Source organism: Granulicella aggregans (genome assembly GCF_025685565.1).
GTDB lineage: Bacteria > Acidobacteriota > Terriglobia > Terriglobales > Acidobacteriaceae > Edaphobacter > Edaphobacter aggregans_B.
Genome location: NZ_JAGSYE010000001.1, coordinates 1141591 through 1163832 on the forward strand (window position 1 = coordinate 1141591; position 22242 = coordinate 1163832).

General features: G+C 59.7%; 16 protein-coding genes and 1 riboswitch. Of the genes, 11 read left to right on the forward strand and 5 right to left on the reverse strand.

All coding sequences use genetic code 11. The features are described from left to right. Positions 1–11 precede the first annotated feature (11 nt). The 4 genes from OHL18_RS04640 to OHL18_RS04655 are packed head-to-tail and all read left to right on the forward strand — an operon-like array spanning position 12 to position 4141. Positions 12–1265 carry an ABC transporter permease gene (locus OHL18_RS04640; RefSeq protein ID WP_263373655.1) on the forward strand — a complete coding sequence of 418 codons (1254 nt, stop codon included), beginning with the start codon at positions 12–14 and terminating at the stop codon, positions 1263–1265. Positions 1266–1288: 23 nt separating this feature from the next. After that, positions 1289–2476, forward strand: a complete 1188-nt coding sequence (gene hpnI / locus OHL18_RS04645) for a bacteriohopanetetrol glucosamine biosynthesis glycosyltransferase HpnI (RefSeq protein WP_263373656.1) — start codon at positions 1289–1291, stop codon at positions 2474–2476. Between the two features lie 16 nt (positions 2477–2492). Beyond that, positions 2493–3575, forward strand: coding sequence for a Rieske 2Fe-2S domain-containing protein (locus OHL18_RS04650; protein WP_263373657.1), 1083 nt, complete (start codon positions 2493–2495; stop codon positions 3573–3575). A gap of 26 nt (positions 3576–3601) precedes the next feature. Next, on the forward strand, positions 3602–4141 hold the full coding sequence (locus OHL18_RS04655) for a L,D-transpeptidase family protein (RefSeq protein ID WP_263373658.1): 540 nt from the start codon (positions 3602–3604) through the stop codon (positions 4139–4141). A gap of 17 nt (positions 4142–4158) precedes the next feature. On the opposite strand, the gene OHL18_RS04660 is transcribed toward OHL18_RS04655, so the two are convergent. After that, positions 4159–5070: an EamA family transporter gene (locus OHL18_RS04660; protein WP_263373659.1), complete on the reverse strand. Its 912-nt coding sequence runs from the start codon at positions 5068–5070 to the stop codon at positions 4159–4161. Between the two features lie 289 nt (positions 5071–5359). Here OHL18_RS04660 and OHL18_RS04665 point away from each other — a divergent pair, with 289 nt between their 5' ends. Then, positions 5360–7900 carry a M1 family metallopeptidase gene (locus OHL18_RS04665; RefSeq protein WP_263373660.1) on the forward strand — a complete coding sequence of 847 codons (2541 nt, stop codon included), beginning with the start codon at positions 5360–5362 and terminating at the stop codon, positions 7898–7900. 93 nt (positions 7901–7993) lie between these two features. Here OHL18_RS04665 and OHL18_RS04670 read toward each other — a convergent pair whose 3' ends face one another. Further along, a complete protein-coding gene (locus OHL18_RS04670) occupies positions 7994–9343 on the reverse strand; it encodes a voltage-gated chloride channel family protein (RefSeq protein WP_263373661.1) in 1350 nt (449 codons plus the stop codon). 20 nt (positions 9344–9363) lie between these two features. Beyond that, a riboswitch (Fluoride riboswitch) is annotated at positions 9364–9434 on the reverse strand. Between the two features lie 336 nt (positions 9435–9770). On the opposite strand from OHL18_RS04670, the gene OHL18_RS04675 reads away from it, so the two are divergent. The 3 genes from OHL18_RS04675 (at position 9771) to ruvA (ending at position 17274) form a co-directional block, all read left to right on the forward strand. Then, on the forward strand, positions 9771–13715 hold the full coding sequence (locus tag OHL18_RS04675) for a TonB-dependent receptor domain-containing protein (RefSeq protein ID WP_263373662.1): 3945 nt from the start codon (positions 9771–9773) through the stop codon (positions 13713–13715). A 178-nt stretch (positions 13716–13893) separates the two neighbouring features. Then, complete coding sequence (locus tag OHL18_RS04680; protein WP_263373663.1) at positions 13894–16581, forward strand: TonB-dependent receptor; 2688 nt, start codon at positions 13894–13896, stop codon at positions 16579–16581. Positions 16582–16677: 96 nt separating this feature from the next. Further along, positions 16678–17274 (forward strand): Holliday junction branch migration protein RuvA, encoded by a 597-nt coding sequence (ruvA, locus tag OHL18_RS04685; RefSeq protein ID WP_263373664.1) that lies wholly within the window; start codon positions 16678–16680, stop codon positions 17272–17274. 3 nt (positions 17275–17277) lie between these two features. On the opposite strand, the gene OHL18_RS04690 is transcribed toward ruvA, so the two are convergent. Continuing rightward, on the reverse strand, positions 17278–18114 hold the full coding sequence (locus OHL18_RS04690) for a hypothetical protein (protein WP_263373665.1): 837 nt from the start codon (positions 18112–18114) through the stop codon (positions 17278–17280). A gap of 20 nt (positions 18115–18134) precedes the next feature. Here OHL18_RS04690 and OHL18_RS04695 point away from each other — a divergent pair, with 20 nt between their 5' ends. Beyond that, positions 18135–18464: a hypothetical protein gene (locus OHL18_RS04695; protein WP_263373666.1), complete on the forward strand. Its 330-nt coding sequence runs from the start codon at positions 18135–18137 to the stop codon at positions 18462–18464. Positions 18465–18473: 9 nt separating this feature from the next. On the opposite strand, the gene OHL18_RS04700 is transcribed toward OHL18_RS04695, so the two are convergent. After that, positions 18474–18893 carry a hypothetical protein gene (locus OHL18_RS04700; protein WP_263374592.1) on the reverse strand — a complete coding sequence of 140 codons (420 nt, stop codon included), beginning with the start codon at positions 18891–18893 and terminating at the stop codon, positions 18474–18476. Positions 18894–18985: 92 nt separating this feature from the next. Between OHL18_RS04700 and OHL18_RS04705 the strand changes: the two genes are divergently transcribed. Both OHL18_RS04705 and OHL18_RS04710 read left to right on the forward strand, forming a co-directional pair. Beyond that, complete coding sequence (locus OHL18_RS04705) at positions 18986–19477, forward strand: DUF427 domain-containing protein (RefSeq protein WP_263373667.1); 492 nt, start codon at positions 18986–18988, stop codon at positions 19475–19477. A gap of 84 nt (positions 19478–19561) precedes the next feature. Then, positions 19562–21313, forward strand: a complete 1752-nt coding sequence (locus OHL18_RS04710) for a M20/M25/M40 family metallo-hydrolase (RefSeq protein ID WP_263373668.1) — start codon at positions 19562–19564, stop codon at positions 21311–21313. A 54-nt stretch (positions 21314–21367) separates the two neighbouring features. Here the strand turns inward: OHL18_RS04710 and OHL18_RS04715 are convergent, their stop codons facing one another. Next, entirely contained in the window at positions 21368–22222 is an 855-nt protein-coding gene (locus tag OHL18_RS04715; protein WP_263373669.1) for a class I SAM-dependent methyltransferase, read from the reverse strand. Positions 22223–22242 lie beyond the last annotated feature (20 nt).

Genomic DNA, 22242 nt, shown 5'->3' on the forward strand with positions numbered 1-22242 from the left:
TTGAGGTTTTTATGCGGATAGCGGACGCGAACGAGACGGTAAAGATGGCGCTGGATACGCTGCGGACAAATAAGCTGCGCAGCGGATTGACGATCCTTGGCATCGTGATCGGAGTGATGACGGTGATCGTGATCTCGTCGGTGGTGACGGGGTTGAACAATAGCGTCTCGGACCTGGTGCAGTCGCTGGGTTCGAACGTGCTGTTTGTCTTCCGGTTTCCGGTCTTTGGGCAGCGGCCGACGACGGAGATGTTGACCCGCAAACAGATGACCTACGAGGACGCGATGGCGATGCGCGACCTTCCGCATGTGGTGGCTGTCTCTCCGGCGTTGCAGCATACGGACAACCAGGCCCCTGGACGGGGCGGCACGACAGCCATCAAGGCCGGCGCGAAGAAGATGCAGAACACGATCCTTGAAGGCGACACGCCCGCAGCGACCGAGGTAAGCGAGCTGGACATGCGCGAGGGCCGCTTCTTCACAGAGAGCGACCAGGAGCGCGCTGCCAGCGTGGTGGTGCTGGGCAGCGATACGGCCGACGGGCTGTTCGAAGGGCAGAGCGCGCTCGGCAAAGAGGTCGAGGTTGGAGGCAAGCTGTTCACTGTCGTGGGTGTGCTGGAGAAGCAGAAACAGGCCTTTGGCGGCGGCAAGAACCCGCAGGACAACAAGGCCTTCTTCCCGATCACGACGTTTCACCATATTCATCCGGAGCAACTGGATTACTGGATCTCGCTGAAGTACGACGATCCCAAGAACCGTCCCCTGGTGGAGGATGAGCTGACCGAGCTGCTGCGGCGGCGGCGCAAGGTGGCGAACGAGGCACCGGATAACTTCGCGATCTTCGGGACAGACTCGTTGACGCGGCTTTGGACGCAGATTACGGGCGGTCTCTTCCTGCTGCTGGCGGCGCTTTCAAGCGTCGCGCTGCTGGTGGGCGGCGTGGGTGTGATGAACATCATGCTGGTCAGCGTTACGGAGCGAACTCGCGAGATAGGCATTCGAAAGGCGATTGGGGCTACCAAGCAGACGATCCTGGGGCAGTTCACGCTGGAGGCGGTCACGCTGTGTGCCGTCGGTGGTGTGATCGGAGTTGCGCTGGGAGCGGGGATTGCGCTGGGGCTGAAGTTCCTGCTGCCGTCGGCGCTGTCGACGATCTGGGTCTCGGTGGCCTTCCTGAGCGCGTGCGGAATTGGGCTGGTCTTCGGGATCTATCCCGCGTGGAAGGCGGCGAACCTGAATCCGATCGAGGCGCTGCGATACGAGTAGCCGGGCTTCGATAGACTAAGTGGATGCAGACCGGAGCACCTTTACTTGCAATGGCTGTCCGGGTGCTGCTCACGCTGCTGACCCTGTCAGGACTGGCTTATTCGCTGATTGCGCTGTGGGGTGCAAGAGATTTCGTACGCTCATGGCGACGTCAGGTGGCGACCGAGAGCATAGCTCCGGACGTCACCATTCTGAAGCCGATGAAAGGTGTCGAAACGCGGATGGACGCGGGGCTGCGTAGCCACTGCGTTCAGCAATATGCCGGGCGATTCGAACTGCTATTTGGCGTGACGTCTCTTGAAGATATGGCGGTCCCCGAGATTGAGCGGTTGCGCGCAGAGTTTCCTGCGGTAGATATTCGGCTGGTCGAGTGTCCGGAGCGGTTGGGCACGTCAGGCAAGGTGAGCAACCTGGTGCAGATGCTTCGCGAAGCGAAGTACGCGCATGTTGTGATCAATGACAGTGACATTGAAGTTTCGCCCAGCTACCTGACGAATGTTATGCGGGGATTCAGCGATTCGCAGGTGGGATTGGTGACTGCGCCATATATCGGTAGCACTGCTGTGAATGGGGCAGGACGAACAGTCTGGGCGAAGCTGGAGGCGCTGGGGATCGCAACGGACTTTTTGCCCGGGGTGCTGACGGCGCGGAAGCTCGAAGGCGGCATCCGCTTCGGACTGGGATCGACGCTGGCTACGACGAAGACGGCCGTCGCGAAGATCGGCGGTCTGGAGACGCTTGCCGATGAGCTTGCCGATGACTACATGCTCGGATACCGGATCAGCCAAGCCGGATACAAAGTTCAACTGTGCGGCGAGGTGGTGAAGACGACCGTGCCTGCCTATGACTTCAAGGGCTTCTGGGACCACCAGGTACGGTGGGCGCGGACGACGCGGGATTCGCGCAAGCTGGGGTATGTTGGTCTCGGCGTGACATACTGCCTGCCGTGGGCGTTTTCGACGGTGATTGCGAGCGGCTTCGCTCTGTGGAGCTTCGCGCTGCTGAGCCTTGTACTGCTGGCACGGGTCTCAGTGGCGCTGGTTGTCGGTGTGGGCGTGCTGGGAGATGGTCAGGTGCTGCGCGATCTCTGGCTGCTACCGGTGCGGGACGTCTTCGGGCTGCTCTTCTGGGCCTGGAGCTTCGCGGGCGATACGGTGGTGTGGCGCGGAGAGAGCTTCCGGCTGAAGGATGGGCGGCTGTCGCGGCTATGATGGCTTTGAGGATTTCTTGATTCAGAACGGCACATTGACGAACATTGCCGGACCAGCGACCGAGTTGATCTTCGGCGACTGGTATCCGGCGGTGCGCACGGAGACCTTGCGCATCGGCAAGATGACCACGGCGCTGCTTCTCGGCGTGCCGCTCTTGCTCGGACGGAAGAAGGATGGAAAGACCTTCGCGATGAAGGACCTCTGTCCGCATCGGGGGATCCCGCTCTCGGCGGGATGGTTCGATGGCGAGACGGTGATGTGCAAGTACCACGGCTGGCGGTTTGAACCCTGCGGCGGACAGTGCCAGGAGATTCCTTCGTTGACACAGATCGATACGCTTGATGCGTCGAAGATCTATGCCACGTCGTATCCATGTGCCGAGCGCGATGGATATGCCTGGGTGTATCTGCCTGCCGCGGGATCGGGGCGTGTGAGTGGCGAGCTTCCTGCGGTGCCAGAGCTGCCGAAGTTTTCGGAGAAGTTCCGGAGCGCACATCTGGTGGCGGAGCTGCCGTGCAACGTCGATCACGGGATTATTGGGTTGATGGACCCGGCGCACGGGCCGTTCGTACACCAGGCGTGGTGGTGGCGTTCGCGGGCGAGCATCCATGAGAAGGTGAAGCACTTCGAGCCGATCCCGGAGGGTTTTCGTATGTCGGCCCATGCGCCTTCGGGCAATAGCGCGCCCTATAAGCTGCTGGGTGTTTATGGTGAGCCGATTACGACGACCATCGATTTTGTGCTGCCAAACCGGCGGTACGAGACGATTCGTTGCGGGCCGAAGTGGTTCTCCAGCCTGACGACCGTGACGCCGATTACGCCGTCGACCTGCCGAATCGATGTGATCGCTGCATGGAACGTCTTTTACCATGTGCCATTTGTAACTTCAATCGCTACATTCTTCGGCGCGCGGTTTGTGGGGCAGGACCAGCAGACGATGATCGAACAGGCGCAGGGCTTGCGTTACAACCCAGGATTGATGCTGATCGATGATGCAGACAAGCCCGCAAAGTGGTACTTCGCGCTGAAGCAGGCGAGGTTGAAAGGCACCGGCGAGCATCCTCTGAGCGGGCCGGTCACGCTGCACTGGAGAAGCTGAGTGAGATTCCAGAGGAGCAATGGCAGTTGAGAAAGAATGGCACCAAAATCAGAGTCTTGTTTCTCATCGTGTTGATTGGCGCAGCCCTGGTTGCATTTGTTCTATTGCCTAGACGTGGGCAAGCGCCACTTCCGCCAAATGCTCGTGCGGACTTCGTTCTTGTTGAGAAGGCCTCTCATACGATGACCCTGTTTGAGCACGGCCAGCCAATCAGGACCTACCGTATTGCGCTGGGGCGCGGTGGTCTGAGACAGAAGCTTCAAGCAGGGGATAATAAGGTTCCTGAAGGTATGTATCGGATCGCCGGAAGAAATCCAAAGAGCACTTTTCATCGCGCTCTCCGCATCAGCTATCCGCTACCTGAGCAGGAAATTCAGGCTCGCCAACGTGGATTGGCTGCCGGGGGCGACATTATGATTCACGGTATCCGCAACGGCCTTGGCTGGATAGGTTCGATGCAACGGCGGTTCGACTGGACGAAAGGCTGCATCGCAGTGGACGACGCGGAGATTGAAGAGATCTGGCGTGTGGTTCCGGACGGAACCCCAATTGAAATTCGTCCTTAGCCTCCAGCCGTTGCTGTTTACGTCGTCTTGGTGCGTGTTGTCGTGATCACGATGATGCTGACCAGGATGCAGAGTGTTCCGATGATGGTCCTGACTCCGAGAGCTTCGCCGCCGGCGAAGTAGCCCAGTAGGACTGCCACCACAGGGTTCACGTAGGCATAGGTGCCGACCTTTGTCGGTGACTCGTGATGGATCAGCCAGACGTATGCGGTGAAGCCGATGATGGAGCCGAAGACGATGAGGTAGAGCAGTGCCAGCCATGCGTTCGCAGAGACCAAAGAGGGGTGGAAGTTGTGGAACTCTCCGAGAGACGCCGCGATCATCGTCAAAAGGATTCCTCCCAGAAGCATCTGCAGGCCGGAGCTTTGCACCTTGGATGCTGGCAGGGAAAGCTTCTTTGAGAGGACCGACGCGAGCGACCAACTGATCGCTCCCACCATCAGGGCGAGCGCTCCGCGGAGATCGATTGCGGCACTCCCGAGATTCAAGGAGTGGCTCAGCAGCACGCCGACTCCGCAGATGCCGATCAGCAATGCCAGCGCAAGACGCGGTGTCAGCTTCTGGGTGCGCAGGAAGACGATCTCCGCCAGCGCGATGAAGGCTGGTATGGTCGCCATCATGACGGCGGCGATGCCGGAAGGGACGCGTTGTTCGGCCCAGAAGAGAAAGCCGTAATCGACGACGAAGATCAGGAAGGCGAGCAGAAGCACGGAGATCCACTGCCGCGCGTTCGGGAGCGGTTCACGGCTTGCCACTGTCCATCCAGTCAGGGCCAGCCCCGCTGCGAGGAAGCGCATCGCGGCGAAGAGCAGCGGAGGCATCTCGTGGACACCTATGCGGATGGCGAAGAAGGTCGAGCCCCAGACGAAATAAATCATCGCGAAGGCCAGCAATGTCTTCCAGGTCGCGTGCCCGTTACGGTCGGCCATGCTCTCTTTTATCAGCTATCGGCAGTCAACAGAGAGCGGGAGCGCTTTGTCGCGTTTCATACTGACGGTATTTTCGGGGGGACGTAGCGTGATCCGCGCTCGGAAGCCAGGCCGGGCGGTTACCCTAGTAGAAGGCGTTTTCCGCACCGCTCTGCCCAGGCAGAGACATTTGTACTAGAGGCTGTTGATGACATTTGCATCTCCCCGCAAGGTTTCTCGTTTCGCTTTCCTGCTAACTCTTTCCGTCGTAGCTCTAAATGGTTTTGGCGTCGCGTCCTATGCGCAGAGATTGCCGAAGACCGTTTTGCCGGAGCATTACACGCTGGCGCTTACGCCGGATCTGAAGGCAGCGACTTTCGCTGGCGATGAGACGATCGATGTCACACTGCTAGCTCCTTCGAAGACGATCACGCTGAATGCGATCGAGATCGCGTTCAAGAGTGTGAAGGCCACGGCGGGTACAGGCATGGCACAAACTGCGACCGTATCGCTCGATCCAGATAAGGAGCAGGCGACCTTTACCTTTCCTGCGGAGCTTCCCGCCGGAAAAGTGAAGCTTGCGATTGCGTACACGGGCATCCTGAACAATGAGCTGCGCGGGTTTTATCTCTCGAAGACCGACAAGCGGAACTATGCTGTAACGCAGTTTGAATCGACCGATGCGCGGCGGGCGTTTCCTTCGTTCGACGAGCCGGCGTTCAAGGCGACCTTCGATATCTCGCTCACCGTCGATGCGGGCGATACGGTGATCTCGAACACGAATGTGATTGCAGACAAGCCCGCGGGGGCGGGGCTTCACACGATGACCTTCGCGACGACGCCGAAGATGTCGACGTACCTGGTTGCGTTCCTGGTGGGCGACTTCAAGTGCGTCTCCGGAGAGAGTGACGGCACGCCCATCCGCGCCTGCGCGACGCCGGGACAGGAAGAGAAGGGCAAGTTCGCCGTCGAGGCAGCCGAGTACATCCTGCACTACTACAACAACTACTTCGGGATTAAATATCCCATGCCCAAGCTCGACATGATCGCGATCCCGGACTTCGAAGCCGGGGCCATGGAAAACTTTGGCGCGATCACGTATCGCGAGACGGACTTTCTGATCGATGAGAAGACGGCGTCGCTGAACCAGAAGAAGAACGTCGCCGTAGTGGTGGCGCATGAGATGGCGCACCAATGGTTTGGCGACATGGTGACGATGCAGTGGTGGGACAACATCTGGCTGAACGAAGGCTTTGCGACGTGGATGGAGACGAAGTCGGTCGCAAGCTGGCATCCGGAGTGGCACTACTCGCAGGACGAGGCGACGGTGCTCGAGGACACGCTGAACCTCGACTCGCAGCCGACGACCCACGCCATTCGCGCGACGGCGGATACGCCCTCCGAGATCAACGAGATGTTCGATGGCATCAGCTACGGAAAGGGTGGCGCGGTGCTGGCGATGGTGGAGAATTATCTAGGAGCGGAGACCTTCCGCCAAGGCGTCCATAACTATCTTGCAGCTCACCTCTACGGAAACGCCACGGCGGAAGACTTCTGGGGGGCGCAGACGGCAAACAGCCATAAGCCGGTGGATAAGATCATGGAGTCCTTCGTGGCGCAGCCAGGAGTTCCGCTGGTGACGTTTACGGGTGACGGCAACGCGAAGGTGGAGGCGGACGAGAGCCGGTTCTACCTAAACCCAACCCCTCAAACTGGAATCTCGGAGAGCTGGACCATTCCGGTTTGCTTCAAGGGCACGAGCGAAAGCAACTGCGAGCTTCTATCCGGCAGAAAGCACGGAAGCGAGAAGTTGAAGGCTCCGGCAGCGCCCTTTCTCTTCGCGGATGGTGGTGGCAAAGGCTACTACCGCACGCTGTATCCCAAGCCCGTCTATAGCGCTATCGTCGCTCATGCGGAAACCTCGCTGACGCCTGAGGAGCGCATCAGCCTGCTGGGCAATGAGTGGGCGATGATGCGTTCCGGGCACGGTGCAGTAGGTGAATACCTCGACCTGATTGCGGCACTCCGCACCGATCCCAATGCCATTGTTCTGGAAGAAGCCCTAGGTAAGATGGGGACGATCAACGATCGCGTGGCGACGGAAGCAGAGCGCGAACAGCTCGCTGCGTGGATTCGCGATGAGTTCTCTCCGGTCTACCGGGCGCTCGGCGCGGGCTCAGCCGAAGAGTCGCAGGACAAGAAGCAGATGCGGGCTCTCCTCCTCGGGGTGCTCGGGAACGCGGGTGATCCTGCCGTCCTGGCGGAGGTGAAGATGCTGGCTGCGAAGTACGTGAAGGATCCTTCCTCGGTCGACCCCAGTTTGGCCCATGTCGCTCTAGGGGTTGCGGCGAGCCATGGTGACGCAGCACTCTACGACGATCTGCTGGCGCTGAGCGAGAAGACGAGCGACCCCGGGATCAAGACGAGCGCGCTCTTTCTCACGGCGTCGTTCAAGGAGCCGGCGCTGGTGAAGCGCACGCTCGATCTCGTGGCGGAGGGCAAGGTGCGGAACCAGGATAGCTGGATCCTGCTCTCCGCCCTGCTCAACCATCGGGAGACGCGCGAACAGGCGTGGACCTATATCCAACAAAACTGGACCCGTATCTCGGCGCAGTTCACCACCAGCTCCGGGACGAGGGTTGTGGCGGCTACGGGCAGCTTCTGTTCCGTGGAGAAGCGAGACGAAGTGTTGAGCTTCTTCGCCACCCACAAGGTGATGGCTTCGGAGCGCACGCTGAAGCAGGCGGCGGACAGCATCAGCGCGTGTGTCCAACTGCATCAAGCGCAGGAGCCGAACCTCAAGCAGTGGCTTGCGGCAAGAGGCACGACTTCGGGAGTGGCTGGAAAGTAGCTGCCAGAAATCGAAACCGAACAGACCGCGATCAAAGCAGAACAAACCGCCGCATCCTTGAATCCCTCGTTAGTGATTGAGGGCGCGGCGATTCTACTTGGTGGCCTCTTCGCGTTCCTTCGCGATCTGGGCGAGGGAGAGACCTTCTTCCTTCGCGTTGAGAAGGTGCTTGGCCCGGCCTACTCGCTGGGCGGTGTAGATGCCGGAGTGCCCGGAGAAGAGATAGCTGAGGATGCAGGCGATGCCGGCATAGGCACCGGCTTCGGCACCGAAGAGCTCGACCGCCATCAGCGTAGAAGCGATGGGAGTGTTTGCCGCTCCGGCAAAGACGGCGACGAAGCCCATGCCGGCAAGCAGGCTAGGCGGTAGCGGGAGGATGTGCGAGAGCGCGTTGCCCATGGTCGCGCCGATGTAGAAGAGCGGCGTGACTTCGCCGCCCTTGAAGCCCATGCCCAGCGTGACCGAGGTGAAGAGGGTCTTCGCGGCGAAGTCATACGGCGGCAGGATCTTGTGGAAGGCGTCGACGATCTCCGGAACGCCCAGGCCGAGGAATCTCCGGGTGTGCGCGGTGCCTAGGGAGAAGACGACGGTGGCGACGATCGCTCCTCCCATGAAGGGACGCAAAGGTGGCCAAGCGATGTACCTCGCTCCAAGGCGTTTGATGGCGTGGGTGAGCTCGGCGAAGGCCATCGCCATCAGGCCGAATGCGATACCGGCGACGATGGCGCAGAGCAGGCCGCGCAGGCTCATGGGAGGAACGGTATCTACGGTGTAGACGGTGTGCGTGACGCCCCAGGCGCGTGTGACCATCTCCCCGACGAAGGCAGCGACAACGCAGGGCACGATCGCCTCGTAGGAGAGAGCGCCCAGGGCGAGGACTTCGAGCCCGAAGACGGTGCCTGCCAGCGGAGTTCCGAAGACCGAAGCGAAGCCTGCGCTGATGCCCATCATCAGCACGATTCGGCGCTGCTCGCCGTTCAGACGGAGAGGCCGGCATAGCTGGTCGGCAAGCGAAGCTCCAGTCTGGATCGCCGTGCCTTCACGGCCTGCAGAACCGCCGAAGAGGTGCGTGACGAAGGTCCCAAGAAGGATCAGGGGCGTCATGCGGAAGGGGATGACCGCTTCCGGGTTCTGCACCTCCGCGTGGATCTCATCGAGGATCAGGTTGTTCCCCGCCTCGACCGACCTGCCCGTGTACCAGTAGAGAGCCCCAACGGCCAGTCCGGCCAGCGGAAGCAGGGCGACGAGCCAGATGTGGCCCTCACGGATCTCCGTCGCCTTCGTAAGCGAGACGAGCAAGAGCGCGGAGGCGGACCCTGCGAGGATGCCGACCGCCGAGGCAATCGGAAGCCATTGCAGCAGATACAAGAGCAGCTGAAGAGGTTCGAAGAGGGTTCCCGGGGTTCGGGACGTCTCTGGCGTGCGGAACGAGAACTTCGGCATTTTGGGCGAACGTCTCCTACAGGATTGTAGGAGTCATCAGCGCTGCAGCGGGAGCAGGCGGTTTTGGCGGAACCCCATCGCCAAATCTATTGCTGAAAGGTATCAGCTGCGGCGCCGTGGGTCAATGTGTCCAAAGGTTTACGGCCCCATCGAAGAACTGCCCGACCGCGCGGTCCGTTCTGTGACCTTTGGTCGCACTGCAAGATTAAATTCTCGCAAAGCGATTTGGAATCAGTTATTGTCTGATGTGAGCCAGTCATTCAAGAGATCTTCATCCGCCGCCACGCTGCTGCGGAGGGTTTTCTATTCTGCATAGTTGCCGAACATGATCCACGTTCCGAGCTCCCAGACTTGTAAGTGAGTGGTCCCACCGATAACGACACGTATTGATTGTCAGCCTTGTACCTAACTTCAGGAGACACGCCGAATGTCCACGCGTAGCCGCATCTTCCTTTCCCAGTCCTTGCTCTTTCTGCTTCTATTGGCAGGTCCAGCGATCGGCTTCGCCCAGCAGACTCTCGGAGGCATCACGGGAGTTGTGACGGATGCGGCAGGAGCCATCCTTCCAGGGACGACGGTCACAGCCGTGGGTGAACAGACCGGCTTGAAGCGCGAACAGACCGCAGGTGCGAACGGCGTCTATGACCTTTCCAACCTGCCTGTCGGCACGTACACCATCACCTTTACGCACGACGGCTTCCAGACGGCGAAGTTCCCAGGCGTTCAGGTGCAAGGCGACCGTACAGCGACGCTCCCGGCGAGCCTCGCTGTCGGTTCCACCACCGAATCGGTGACGGTTGAGGCGACGCCGCTGCTGAACGCTGTCGATACGACGAACGGCTACGTTCTCGATGCACAGCAAATTGAGTCGATTCCTCTGCCCACTGGCAGTGTTCTCGGTGCGGCTATCCTTTCGCCGGGCGTCAACGCGGAGCTTCCTGGAGGCACGGGCGCGAACGCTGGTCTTGGTAACCCGCCGATCTGGGCAAACGGTCAGCGCGATACTTCCAATAGTTTCTCAATTAACGGCGTCGATGGCAGTACGCTCTTCAACGGCAAGAGCACCAGCAGCGTCGGTTCGGCGCGTGTAGTGAACAGCACCGGTGTTGGCAACAGCGGCGGTGGCGGTGTCATCCAGTCGAGCGCTTCGGTCTATCTCTCGATCGGTAACTCAATTCCGACCCCCGCTCCCGAGACCATCCAGGAACTTCGGGTCAATGCCTCCATGTATGACGCACAGCAGGGTGCGACCTCCGGAGCGCACATCGACATCAGCACGGCATCGGGCACGAACGTTTATCACGGTACGCTCTATGGTCACCGTGGCACGAACGCTCTCAATGCGGCACCGTTCTTCTTCAAAACCGATGACGACATTCCGGCGAATTTGAAGAACCCCATGCTGCACCGCTATATCGCTGGCGGTACCTTCGGCGGTCCGATCATCAAGGATAAGCTCTTTGGGTTTGTGTCGTACCAGCACCTTCATGTGTCCGACTCGGAGATTGGCTACTCGTTTCTCGATGTTCCTGCGGGCTTGACGGATGACCGCAGCGCGACGGCACTGGCGGCAATTACGGCGGCCAACTTCAGTTCCAATGTGACTGCGGACTCCACTGGCGCTGCCCTTATCGATCCGACCGCTCTTGCGCTCTTCAATTCGCCCTCGCTTCCAGGTGAGCCGGGCAAATGGCTAATCCCGAATGCAACGACGACGAATTTGACCTCGACGCATCCGTTCAATTCGTTCCTGCCCGGCACGGGCCGCTTCAACGCCGATATGGCTGTCGCCGACCTCGACTACAACGCGACCTCGAAGGATACGATTGCGCTGAAGTACTACTACCAACACGATCCGACTACCGCACCTTACGCGTACTCGAATGTCCCCGGATTCACACAGCATCTTGATGCGGGCGCCCACGTCTTTGCTATTAACAACACCTATATTGTTCGCTCGAACCTAAGCACGCAGGAAACACTCGGCTACGTGCGCGAGAAGATTTACAGCACAAACGAACAGCCCTTCGCACCGCAGAGCATTCCGAGCGCAACGGGCACCGCTTCGATCAACGCCTTCGGATCAACCTACTTCCCTGGTGTTTCTATCGTCAACGTCCTCGGCAACGCGGGCTATAACGCAGGCGTCTCTACCGGAGTTTTAAGCGTTGGTCCAAACGCGGAGGCGCAAGGTTCGAACACCGGCGTCTTCCAGAACCGGCTCCAACCTTCCGCGAACGCAATTCTTACACTTGGTCGGCACACGATCACATTTGGAAGCAGCTACAGCTATACGCAACTTAATACGATCGACAAGCGCACCGGCACGGGCACCATTGCGACCGATGATTTCAGCGCCTTCGTTCAAGGCTACGTCACGCCGGGTGGTTCCAGCACCGGCTTCTACGTGACCTCATTCCTACAAGGCAATGCGAGCCGCTACTACCGGGCCAACCAGCTTGGGACATATGTCCAGGATAAGTTCCAAGTGACGCCGCATCTTTCGTTGACCGCTGGTCTGCGCTACGACTGGGACGGTGGTCTCACGGAGAAGGAAGGCCGCATCTTCAACTTCGATCCGAGCCTCTACAGCTACAATGTTGCCGCCGACACCATCGACAACCCTGGCTTTATCATTGCAGGGAACAACGCGAATGGAACGAAGGGTGTCAGCAACACGACGCTGACAGGGCGTCAGTGGGGCATCGGGCCGCGACTTGGCGCAGCCTGGCAGCCGTCGATGTTTGAGAGCAAGGTCGTGGTCCGCGCCGGTATGGGGATGTACTACGACCGGGGCGAACTCTTCAGCTACTTCTCGCCCGGCTATGCCATCGGCACGGTCACCGGCGGGCCGTTCGGCGTGAACCAGCAGCTTCCCTTTGTTACGGCCTCGAGCTGCCCCTCAACCTCGCTGTACAGCTATTACATTCCGACCTGCGCAACGAATGCTGCGGGCGACCCATTCTCTCCGCCGGATCAGAAGCCCACCGCTGCTGGCGGCAACCTTGCCAACCCGTACACAACAACTCTGCAAAACCCGGTCTCGGCTAGCCCGAAGTCCTCGGATCTAAGTAAGTATTTGCCGAATGCGGCAAGCATCGTCAATGGCGGCCAACCGATCTCGCTAGGCGTCTACGACCGCGCCAACAAGCTGCCCTACACCTACAACTACACTCTTGATATTCAGTGGCAGCCGCGCAACGATCTGTCAGTCGAACTTGGCTACGTCGGCAACCTGGGACGCCATCAGGTCATCCCGGTACCGTTCAACCAGGCCCAGATCGCCAGCCCGTCCAATCCCACGCTCAAAGGCGGGGCCAACCAGCAGAACTACTCCTATGGCTACACGGTCGGCAATGCCGTGCTCAACGATGGCACGTCTTATATGGCCAACTATGAGGGTGGCAACGTTGACCTGCGCGTACCCTACACGGGGTACGCAGCAGAATCGATCGACTACAAGGCCGCCGGCGTAGACCAGTACAACGCGCTGCAGGCCCATGTGGAGAAGCGTATGACCCACGGTGTGCAAGTGGGCTTCTCCTACACTTACTCGCACGCGCTCGACGAGCAGAGCGGTCTGGGTTTGTTCTACAACGGCAACAATCCGCTGAATCTGCGTGACGGCTACGCCTCGGCAGACTTCGACAGGACTCATGTCTTCAACTTCAACTACGTCTACCGTCTGCCGGACTTCGCGCCCAAGTACACGATCAAAGGTGATGTGGCGAATGGCTGGTCTGTTGTCGGCCTGACTGTACTACAGAGTGGCCAGCCTTACAGCATCATCGACTTCACGGGCGCGGTGGGTGGCATCTACTACAGCACCAACAACGGCATCACCAACCCCATCGTTCCGTTGGCCGCGGGCTGCACCGCAAAGTCGGCACTGACCGGTCACTCGGGAGCGTTTGCGGGTCTCCCGGCGTTGAAGTCAAACTGCTTTACTGTGCCTCTCATCCCTGCGGGAGGGCTCAACGGTGCGGTTCCCAACTCCGACCCCTTTGAGACCAACTTCACCACCGGGCAGCGCAACATCTTCCGTCAGCCATTCCAGAAGCGCGCCGATATGTCCATCGTGAAGCTTACCAACTTCACGGAACGCTATGCCCTCAAGTACACGTTTGACATCTACAACCTGACCAACACCAGCAGCTTCGATGTACCCGGGAATGAGGTGTCGCAAAATCAGAATTACAACAGCTTCCCCTCAGCTCTCAACTCAGGTCCTAACACTCCGACTCAAGTGCTGCCAACATCCTGCGACGCCAGCAACACCGGCTTCTATAACTGTGCAAACGGTCTTGGAGTTGTGACGCACACCATTGGCAGCCCGCGTCAGATTCAGATGTCGCTGGGGCTGACCTTCTAATTGCTAATTGCAAGTCAGATCCTTGCTTTACCTGAAAGGCTCCGGGAAACCGGGGCTTTTCTCTTTTAAATCGTCTTCCTGCCCGCCAAGATGACAGGTTTTTCACCGTTCGTTAACTCCTCGGTTACCGTGCAGACATAGATTCGCCATGTACCCGCCTTATCTCTTGGAGGAATTCTTGCAATCACCAATTTTCTGGGTGCGCCGTCGTGCGCTTGCTCTCTCGCTCGCCCTTTTCGGATCTGCCTGTCTCTTTGTCACGCCGGCTGCCCACGGGCAACAGTCGACGATTACCGGTACGGTGGTCGACCCACGTGGCGGCAATCTTCCCAATGCCGTGGTGGAGATCAAAAACGAAGCGAGCGACGTATCGATTACCGTGAAGGCCGACGGTCTTGGGCACTTCACCACTCCGGTTCTGGCAGCAGGTAAGTACGATGTGCAGGTAACCGTAAGCGGCTTCGCGCCGGCGGTGCAGAAGGCGGTGAGCCTCGACGGCTCGCACTCCCAGGATCTTACGGTCAAGATGAATCTCGCGGACGCGGCGGACCAGGTGACGGTCGAGGCTGCGGCGTCCGGCTCGATTGCAGCGGCCTATGCGCCTGTGGGGGCGCTGCTCGAGGCGCGGTCGGCAAGGTCGGAGATCAACGCGAATTACATCGACGAGTTCACCTCGCCGGTGGCCGACTACGGCGACATCCTGAACATCGCGCCGGGAACCTATACGCTCTCCTCGAATGGCGTGGGCCAGGGCCAGAGCAAGACAACGTTCCGTGGCTTCCCGGACGGCGACTACGACATTACGCTCGACGGCATTCCGTTTGAGGACACCAACACACCGACGCACCACTCGTGGGCCTTTGCGCCGTCGCAGTGGATCGGGAACATCGACTTCGACCGCAGCCCGGGGACAGCCTCGACGATCGGCCCCGCCCCATTCGGCGGATCGATCAACATCATCACCAAGGACATATCACCGGTGCCTTCGTTCCGCGGCTCGGTAAGTTATGGCTCGTTCAACACGCAGTTGTTCGACTTCCAGTTCGATAGCGGTAGCTTGCTTCACAGCAGCAAACTAGCAATGACCGGAGACGTCCATCGCATGCTCTCGGACGGCTTCCAGACCTTCAACTATCAGGAGCGGAACGCGGGCGACCTGAAGGTGCAGTACAAGTTCAGCGACAAGACGATTCTTACCGGCTATAGCGGCGTGATCTGGCTCGACGCGAACACGCCGAACAACACTGCGCCGCTGCGCTCGCAGGCACAACCCGGATACACGCCGACGGGAACGCTCAAGAACGATCCCAGCGCCTACTACCAGGGATACAAGTTCCTGCTGCAGAATACCGACCCGACCAGCAGCTTCTACTTCAAGTACAACACCTATCATGTGCCGACCGACTTCGAGTACGTCGGCATCAAATCGGCGCTCGGCAAAGGCTGGCTGATCGACTTCAAGCCCTATACCTACAGCTATTACAACGCGCAATACTACGCCAACCAGCCGTCCGGAACGGCCACTGGACTAATCGACGCGAGCTGTAATGTCGAGACGCAGAAGAAGGTCACGAACTCTGCCGGCCAGAGCGTCACCATTGGGGTATTTCCGTGCGCCGTGGATAAGCTTAACAGCTACCGAAAGTATGGTGAGGTCTCGACGATCAGCCAGACGAGCAAGTACGGCGTCTTTCGCACCGGGCTCTGGTTCGAATGGGCGACGACGAACCGCTACCAGATTCCGTCCGACCCGCTATCGCTTCACCTGGCTGGCGCCGGGAACCCTGCTTATCAGCCTGGCGGGAAGCTGGACTCGGACCTGCCAAACTTTCATGAGCGCTTCTACACCTACTCCTACCAGCCGTATGCGGAGTTTGAGTGGCACGTTCTGCCGAAGCTCCAGATCACCGGCGGCACCAAGTATGCGTATTACAAGATGGACCTAACGCAGTATGCCGACAACAGCAAGACGATCGGCTACCTGACCGGACCCGGGTCGTTCGTTTCGAACTCGGCCGACTACCGGTCCTGGCTGCCGTCGTTCGATATCAGCTACCGGATCAAACCGAACTGGTCGACCTACTTCGAGTTCGGCAAGGGAAGCATCATTCCTCCCAGCAGCGTCTTTGACATCAACCAGACACCAAACGGCGCGACTCCTGGCGGCTCTGTAAAGACGCTGCCCAAGCCCTCTGGGACTTCGACCTACCAGGCGGGAACGGTGGCGAAGCTGAAGCGTCTGACCATCGATGGAGACTTCTATTACATCAAGTTCCAGAACTCCTATATCTCGATTCCCGACCCGGTGGTTACAACCGCGCAGGACTATTACCTCGGTCCGGATTCGATCACTAAAGGGTTTGAGGCGGAAGCAAACTTCTATATCGGACACGGTTTCAGCTTCTACGGAAACGGTGCCGTCACGAACGCTACCTATACAGGGACAGGAGTACCCTCGGGGCTGTGGGTTGCGGGAACACCGGCTAATATTGAAAGCTTCGGTCTGCTCTACCAAGCGAAGAACATAGACGCCGGCTTCTTTGAGAAGCGTGTTGGACCGCAGTTCGACGACGCTGGTGTTTACCACAACCAGAACTACGATCAGGCATTCAACATCGACAACCTGGACTTTGGTTATACCGTGCGCAACAACTCGGTCTTCGACCGCACTAAGTTCGCGGTAACCTTCAACAACCTGTTGGACACGCGCAACGTCACCAGCATCAAATTTGCGGGCAAGCCGGTTGCGACTAACGGCTCCGCTTACTACGCGACGACAGCGATCGGACCTCTGGACCTGCTGACACAGACGCCGGGCCGCAGCGTGATGTTCTCACTGACCTTCGGGTATGCTCCGAAGCGGTAATTCGTACGCAGCACGGATAGAGAAGCCGCGCGGTGAGAGTGATCTCCCCACGCGGCTTTTTTTTGCGCTAGGCGAGGCGGTTAGAATCGGGTCACGATGATTGCTCACCTGCGCGGCGTCCTTCTCAGCAAGTCACCAAACCTGATCGTTGTGGAATGCTCGGGCGTTGGATACGAGGTGGCGATCTCGGTCGCCACGTTCTCTGCGCTGCCGGATGAGGGTGCGACTGCGGCGCTGCATATCTACACAAATGTTCGTGAAGACCAGATCGCGCTCTTCGGCTTTGCGGAGCTGACGGAGAAGCGCCTCTTCGAGAAGCTGTTGACCATCACCGGCATTGGGCCGAAGCTGGCGATCACGGTGCTCAGCGGCATCTCTGCGGAGCGGCTCGTTGCTGCGATCCGGTCCGGCGATCACGCCACTCTGACGCGCATCCCTGGAATCGGCAAGAAGACCGCCGAGCGAGTCGTGCTGGAGCTGAAGGACAAGCTAGAGGCGCTGGCCGTCCCGGCTTCCTCCGATGAAGTAACGCCCCACGGACCCGCAGGTGACGATGCGATCTCTGCGCTGGTCAACCTGGGCTATCAGCGGCCTGTGGCGCAGAAGGCTGTTGAGGCGGCGTTGAAGCGGGAGCCTGAGTTGTCGAACGACTTTGAGGCGCTCTTCAGGGCGGCCATGTCGGCCATCCGGTAGAAGTTAGCCGCGGCGCTTGTAGCGGATGGCAAACTCATATCCCGAGTTCGGCGGGAAGAGCTTTGCGACCATGCGCAGCCGGTCCGCGAGGGCCTTTGGTGCGAGCAGCGGGTAGTCGCGTTCGCGAAGTTCGGCGTACTCGAAGTCGATCGCCAGAGAGAGCTGATAGATGGCTATGGCGTCAGAGAAGGCGGCCTCGATGTACTCGTTGCGGGCCTTCTCGTCGATCGGTGTGCGCGCATCTGCTTTGACGTTCCTGGCCTTTGAGAGTTCGCGGCTCTCCCAGGCATCACGGCTGGTCTCGCCACGGACATCCGCGACGGCTTGCTCCCACACAAGGTCGGAGAAAGGCTTTGGGATGCCGGCGATGTCGACGAAGGCGTGGCTGACATTGATGAAAAACTCGAAGGCGAGCGCGAAACGGTCGCCCAGCAGACGAGTCGAGATGAAGACTCCGTCGATGCCTGCCTCGTGTGCCGTGCCGGCCCGGCCAGCCAGGCGGACGTCGCGGTGGCAGATGGCGCGATCACTCAGCTCCGCCGTGTAGGTCGTGGCGATCATCGGGTCGTCGCTGTCTTCACTCCGAGGGGAGATGGGCAGAGGCGCGTCCAGGTCGAGAGGCTTGTCCATCAGCGTAAGCGGCACAAAGTAATAGGCTTTCCGTCCCAAGGAGGAGGCGATGCTTGCCGGAACGGCCTGAACGATGCGCGCGAGATCGGCGCTCTCAAGGTTGTTCTCGCCAAATGCCGTGTAGTGCACACCATTCGAGGACTGGCGCAGATCGCTCTGGCGCGCGATCTCTGTTGCCTGCATCAATCCGCTTTTTACCGGTTCAGCCATAAGGCAGTATTCTATCTTGTATGGGCATCCAGACGAACGGCGCGGCGCAAACAACTCACGGTACGGCTGGGGCACACGCGGGTTCGGCGAAGTTGTTTGGCGTTCCGATCGGCGACCTCGGCTGGTTTGCCAGCCTGTTGATGGGGACGGCTACTGCATTCGCGGCCTTCTTCGCGGCGACGTTTGTGGGCATCGTGTTCATCATGATCTGGAACTCGACGGGCCACGGGATGCTCGATTACTCCTTCAGCTACACGAGGCTGGGACTTCCAGTCGGCATCCTTGTGCTGGTGGTGTCGCTGGGCTATCTGGGCAGCTTGTGGGTCCGCAGGATGACTCGGAGCGCGTAGCCTTCAAAGTCAGGTTCGGCGCCTACGCAGGATGACAGGCGAGAACGTCGCCACGCCGGCGACTGCGAGCAGGATGATCAGCGTCGTCACTGTGTGCGCGATCGAAAAGATCGACCAGGACAAGAGAATCCAGAACGCCATGTTGGCCGATGCGGCTAGGTAGACCCAGTCGGAGAACTTGTGCTGGTCCTGAACGAAGTCCATCTCGCCGAGCTTCCGGTAGACGGTGTCGGGTTTGAGAGAGAGTCGCAGCAGGACGACGGGCAATAGATTGACGCAGAGAACGACCGCAATCCATGCGGCCGGTGCGTAGGCCTGCGGATAGCGCGGCACGAGCGCCCAGGTAAGGCAGATCGTCAGCATCACGTTCGCCGTGGCTCCGGCGTTTACAAGAGCGGGGAAGTGGGTCATATCACCCAGCCTGTTCATCTCATTCAACTTTTTATCTGCTGGATGCATGGGTGCAATGGCCTCGCTCGACACGCGCTTCGGTTGCCGTGAGAGAAGTCTACAGTGGAGAAATGAGCGGTTTGAAGCAGGATCAAATTGAGTCGGTCTGGGATTACCCGCGTCCTCCGAGGCTGGAGTCGAGCGCTCGGCGACTCACGATAGTGCATGGCGGTGTGACCATCGCTGAGACATCGCGGTCACAGCGAATTCTCGAGACCAGCCACCCTCCGGTCTACTACATTCCCCGGGAAGATATCGCGATGGAGTTCCTGCAGGTGTCTCCGCGTCGCGGTACGTTTTGCGAGTACAAGGGAGTGGCCACGTATTGGGACTTGCAGGTGCCGGGGGCAAAGTTGGTTGAGGATGTTGCGTGGAGCTACGCGAGGCCGTCGAACAGCTATGCTGCGCTGAAAGATCACCTCGCGTTCTATGCCAGCCGCGTGGATGAGTGCACCGTCGATGGCGAACGCGTGCAGCCTCAGCCGGGCGACTTTTACGGCGGGTGGATCACCTCGCACGTGACGGGGCCGTTCAAAGGCGCGCCCGGAACCATGGGATGGTAGACGGTCTCTCTAAGTCCCCTGCTATTCTTCCTTCATTCACCTTTTCCAAAGCTCAACCTATTCCAGTACGGAGATCCATTCGTTATGACTTTTGCAGCAAAGATGCTTTCCCTTGGCCTTGGCGCAGCAGCGCTCGCATCGCTTACAGGCGTGGCAGTCGCCGCCGACAAGACGCCTTCGTACTACGGGCCGCAGCCGGCGGTTGAGTCGATCGACCTGACGATGTATGCGCGGATTCGCGAGGAGGGATTCAAGCACTCGCATGTAATGCAGTTTGGCGATGCCCTGGCGAATGGCATTGGGCCTCGGCTCACCGGTTCGCCGAACATGGCGAAGGCCAATGCCTGGACGCGGGACACGCTGACGACGATTGGGCTTTCGAACGCGCATCTCGAAGACTGGGGCGAGTTCGGGATGGGATGGCAGCAGATCAACACCTGGGTGAGGATGGTCGGCCCCGATCCGGAGCCGCTATGGGCGCAGGCAGCGCCCTGGTCGCCCGCAACGAAGGGACCGGTAACGGGCGAGATCGTCTACGTCAACATATCCGACGAGAAGGAACTCGATGCTTTCAAGGGCAAGCTGGCCGGAAAGATTGTGCTGTTCGGAGCGATGCGTCCGACGCCCGATATCACCGAGCCGCTGTTCAAGCGCTACACGGACGCAGAGCTGAAGGAGATGGAGACGTATGAAGCGGGCGGCGGAGCCTCTGCTCCGGGGTCGCCTGCACTGATGCGGCGCCTCGCCGAACGGGCGAAGATGAATGCGTTGCGCAAGGCGGCACTGAAGCTGATGTCGGATGAGGGCGTGCTGGCGATTCTGACGCCAAGCCGCGATGGTGGCAGCGGCGGTGGAACCGGCATCATCTTCGACGACAATGGAGCCGATCTCGCTCGCGATGCGCAGAAGAAGGAGAACGCCGTCACCATTCCCAACGCGGTGATGATGATCGAGCACTACAACCGGCTCGCCCGGATGTGCGAGGCGCACGTTCCGGTGACGGTCGAGGTGAACATCGAAGCGAAGTTTACCGGCGACCATGAGCACGGCTTCAATACCGTGGCCGAGATTCCGGGTACCGATCCGAAGCTGAAAAACGAAGTGGTGATGGTGGGCGGACATCTCGATAGCTGGATCTCCGGGACTGGCGCGACGGACAACGGTGCGGGCTCGATCGTGGCGATGGAGGCGGTGCGAATTCTGAAGGCGCTGGACATCAAGCCGAAGCGGACGATCCGGATCGCTTTGTGGTCAGGCGAAGAGCAGGGGCTATTTGGCTCGGCTGGCTATGTGAAGCAGCACTTTGGCACCTTCGCGGAGCCGAAAGAGAAGGAACCGGAAAGCGTGCCGAGCTTCATGCGGCAGAAGGGTGCGTTGACGACGACCAAGGAGTGGGAGACGCTGGATGCCTACTACAACCTGGACAACGGGACGGGTAAGGTTCGCGGTGTTTACACGCAGGAGAACTACGCTATCGGGCCGATCTTCAAGCAGTGGATTGCTCCGCTGGCCGACCTGGGCGTAACGACGATCAGCTATCGCAACACTGGCGGAACAGACCATCTTTCGTATGACGCAGTCGGTCTGCCGGGCTTCCAGTTCATTCAGGACGAGATGGACTACGAGACGCGGACGCACCACTCGGACATGGACACGTATGACCGGCTGCATCCGCTCGATCTCGAGCAGGCAGCGGTGGTGGAGGCGATCTTCCTCTACAACACGAGCGAGCGCGAGGCCATGATGCCGCGGAAGCCGTTCCCGCATCCAGAGCTGGAGAAGGGCGCGAAGGCACCGATTCCGGGGATCTATCCGAACGCTGTCGAGCCGAAGTGATTTTTCTTCGTTGCAGAAGACGGCGAGGCCCCAGGGTCTCGCCGTTTTGCTTTTTTAGAGCCAGGCGGTGAGGAAACGTCCGCCGGAGCCGCGGAGTTGCAGTTGGTCGCGGCGGTTCTGGAAGTAGCGCTCGTTGATTTCGACGGAACCGATGTCTTCGATGGCGCGGAACTCTTCGAGTTCATAGGCCACTTCAGGCGGCGTGAACCAGAGTTGGAACGGTTCGCCGGCAAGTGCGACGCGGGAGGCAAGGGAATCGTGTGCGAGCTGTTCGTGCGGAGGCAATACGCGCCGTGGCTGCGCGTAATCGAAGACTACGCCTGAACCGGCGGGGCTCTGGGCGATAAAGCCGATGGTAGCGCGAAAGGCCTCGAGGGTCAGATACGGGATGACGCCGAGCCAGGCAAAGAAGGTCTTTTGGCGAGGATCGAAGCCGGCGGCCTGCAGCTTCTTAAGCGCGGTCTCGTGTTCGAAGTCGACAGGAATGAAACAAAGGCGTGGAGGCGCAGCAAGGCCGGATTCGGCGAGCAGATTCTGCTTCCATGCCTGGGTTGCGGGATGATCGACCTCGAAGACTTGGAGTTTCGGGTAGGGGTTACGGTGGGCGAAGGTGTCGAGGCCCGCGCCAAGCAGGACGTATTGCGTTGCGCCTGCAGCGACGGCTTGCGCCAGCTGGTCTTCGGCGTACCGGCTGCGAGCAACGAGGTGGGCCCGCAAGGCGATAGAAAAAGGACGCTGTTTCTGGCCCGGTGCCGGGTCTGGTGTGCGGCGGAGTTCGACCTGGCCTTCAGCACCGAGAATTCGAATCGCGAAGGGGTCGTCGAAGACGATGGGCGTGTCGTAGATCTGGTGTGCGGCCCGACGCAAAGCGACGCGCATGGCGGTGCGGGATGGGACGGCTTCCTGCATGAGACAAGACTACTTGAGCG

What these genes read in the sequence shown, in the direction of transcription:
- OHL18_RS04640 (WP_263373655.1), top strand. Translation starts at nt 12, where the DNA reads ATGCGGATAGCGGACGCGAACGAGACGGTAAAGATGGCGCTGGATACG.
- hpnI (WP_263373656.1), top strand. Translation starts at nt 1,289, where the DNA reads ATGCAGACCGGAGCACCTTTACTTGCAATGGCTGTCCGGGTGCTGCTC.
- OHL18_RS04660 (WP_263373659.1), bottom strand. Translation starts at nt 5,070, where the DNA reads ATGGCCGACCGTAACGGGCACGCGACCTGGAAGACATTGCTGGCCTTC.
- OHL18_RS04670 (WP_263373661.1), bottom strand. Translation starts at nt 9,343, where the DNA reads ATGCCGAAGTTCTCGTTCCGCACGCCAGAGACGTCCCGAACCCCGGGA.
- OHL18_RS04675 (WP_263373662.1), top strand. Translation starts at nt 9,771, where the DNA reads ATGTCCACGCGTAGCCGCATCTTCCTTTCCCAGTCCTTGCTCTTTCTG.
- ruvA (WP_263373664.1), top strand. Translation starts at nt 16,678, where the DNA reads ATGATTGCTCACCTGCGCGGCGTCCTTCTCAGCAAGTCACCAAACCTG.
- OHL18_RS04690 (WP_263373665.1), bottom strand. Translation starts at nt 18,114, where the DNA reads ATGGCTGAACCGGTAAAAAGCGGATTGATGCAGGCAACAGAGATCGCG.
- OHL18_RS04695 (WP_263373666.1), top strand. Translation starts at nt 18,135, where the DNA reads ATGGGCATCCAGACGAACGGCGCGGCGCAAACAACTCACGGTACGGCT.
- OHL18_RS04700 (WP_263374592.1), bottom strand. Translation starts at nt 18,893, where the DNA reads ATGAACAGGCTGGGTGATATGACCCACTTCCCCGCTCTTGTAAACGCC.
- OHL18_RS04705 (WP_263373667.1), top strand. Translation starts at nt 18,986, where the DNA reads ATGAGCGGTTTGAAGCAGGATCAAATTGAGTCGGTCTGGGATTACCCG.
- OHL18_RS04710 (WP_263373668.1), top strand. Translation starts at nt 19,562, where the DNA reads ATGACTTTTGCAGCAAAGATGCTTTCCCTTGGCCTTGGCGCAGCAGCG.
- OHL18_RS04715 (WP_263373669.1), bottom strand. Translation starts at nt 22,222, where the DNA reads ATGCAGGAAGCCGTCCCATCCCGCACCGCCATGCGCGTCGCTTTGCGT.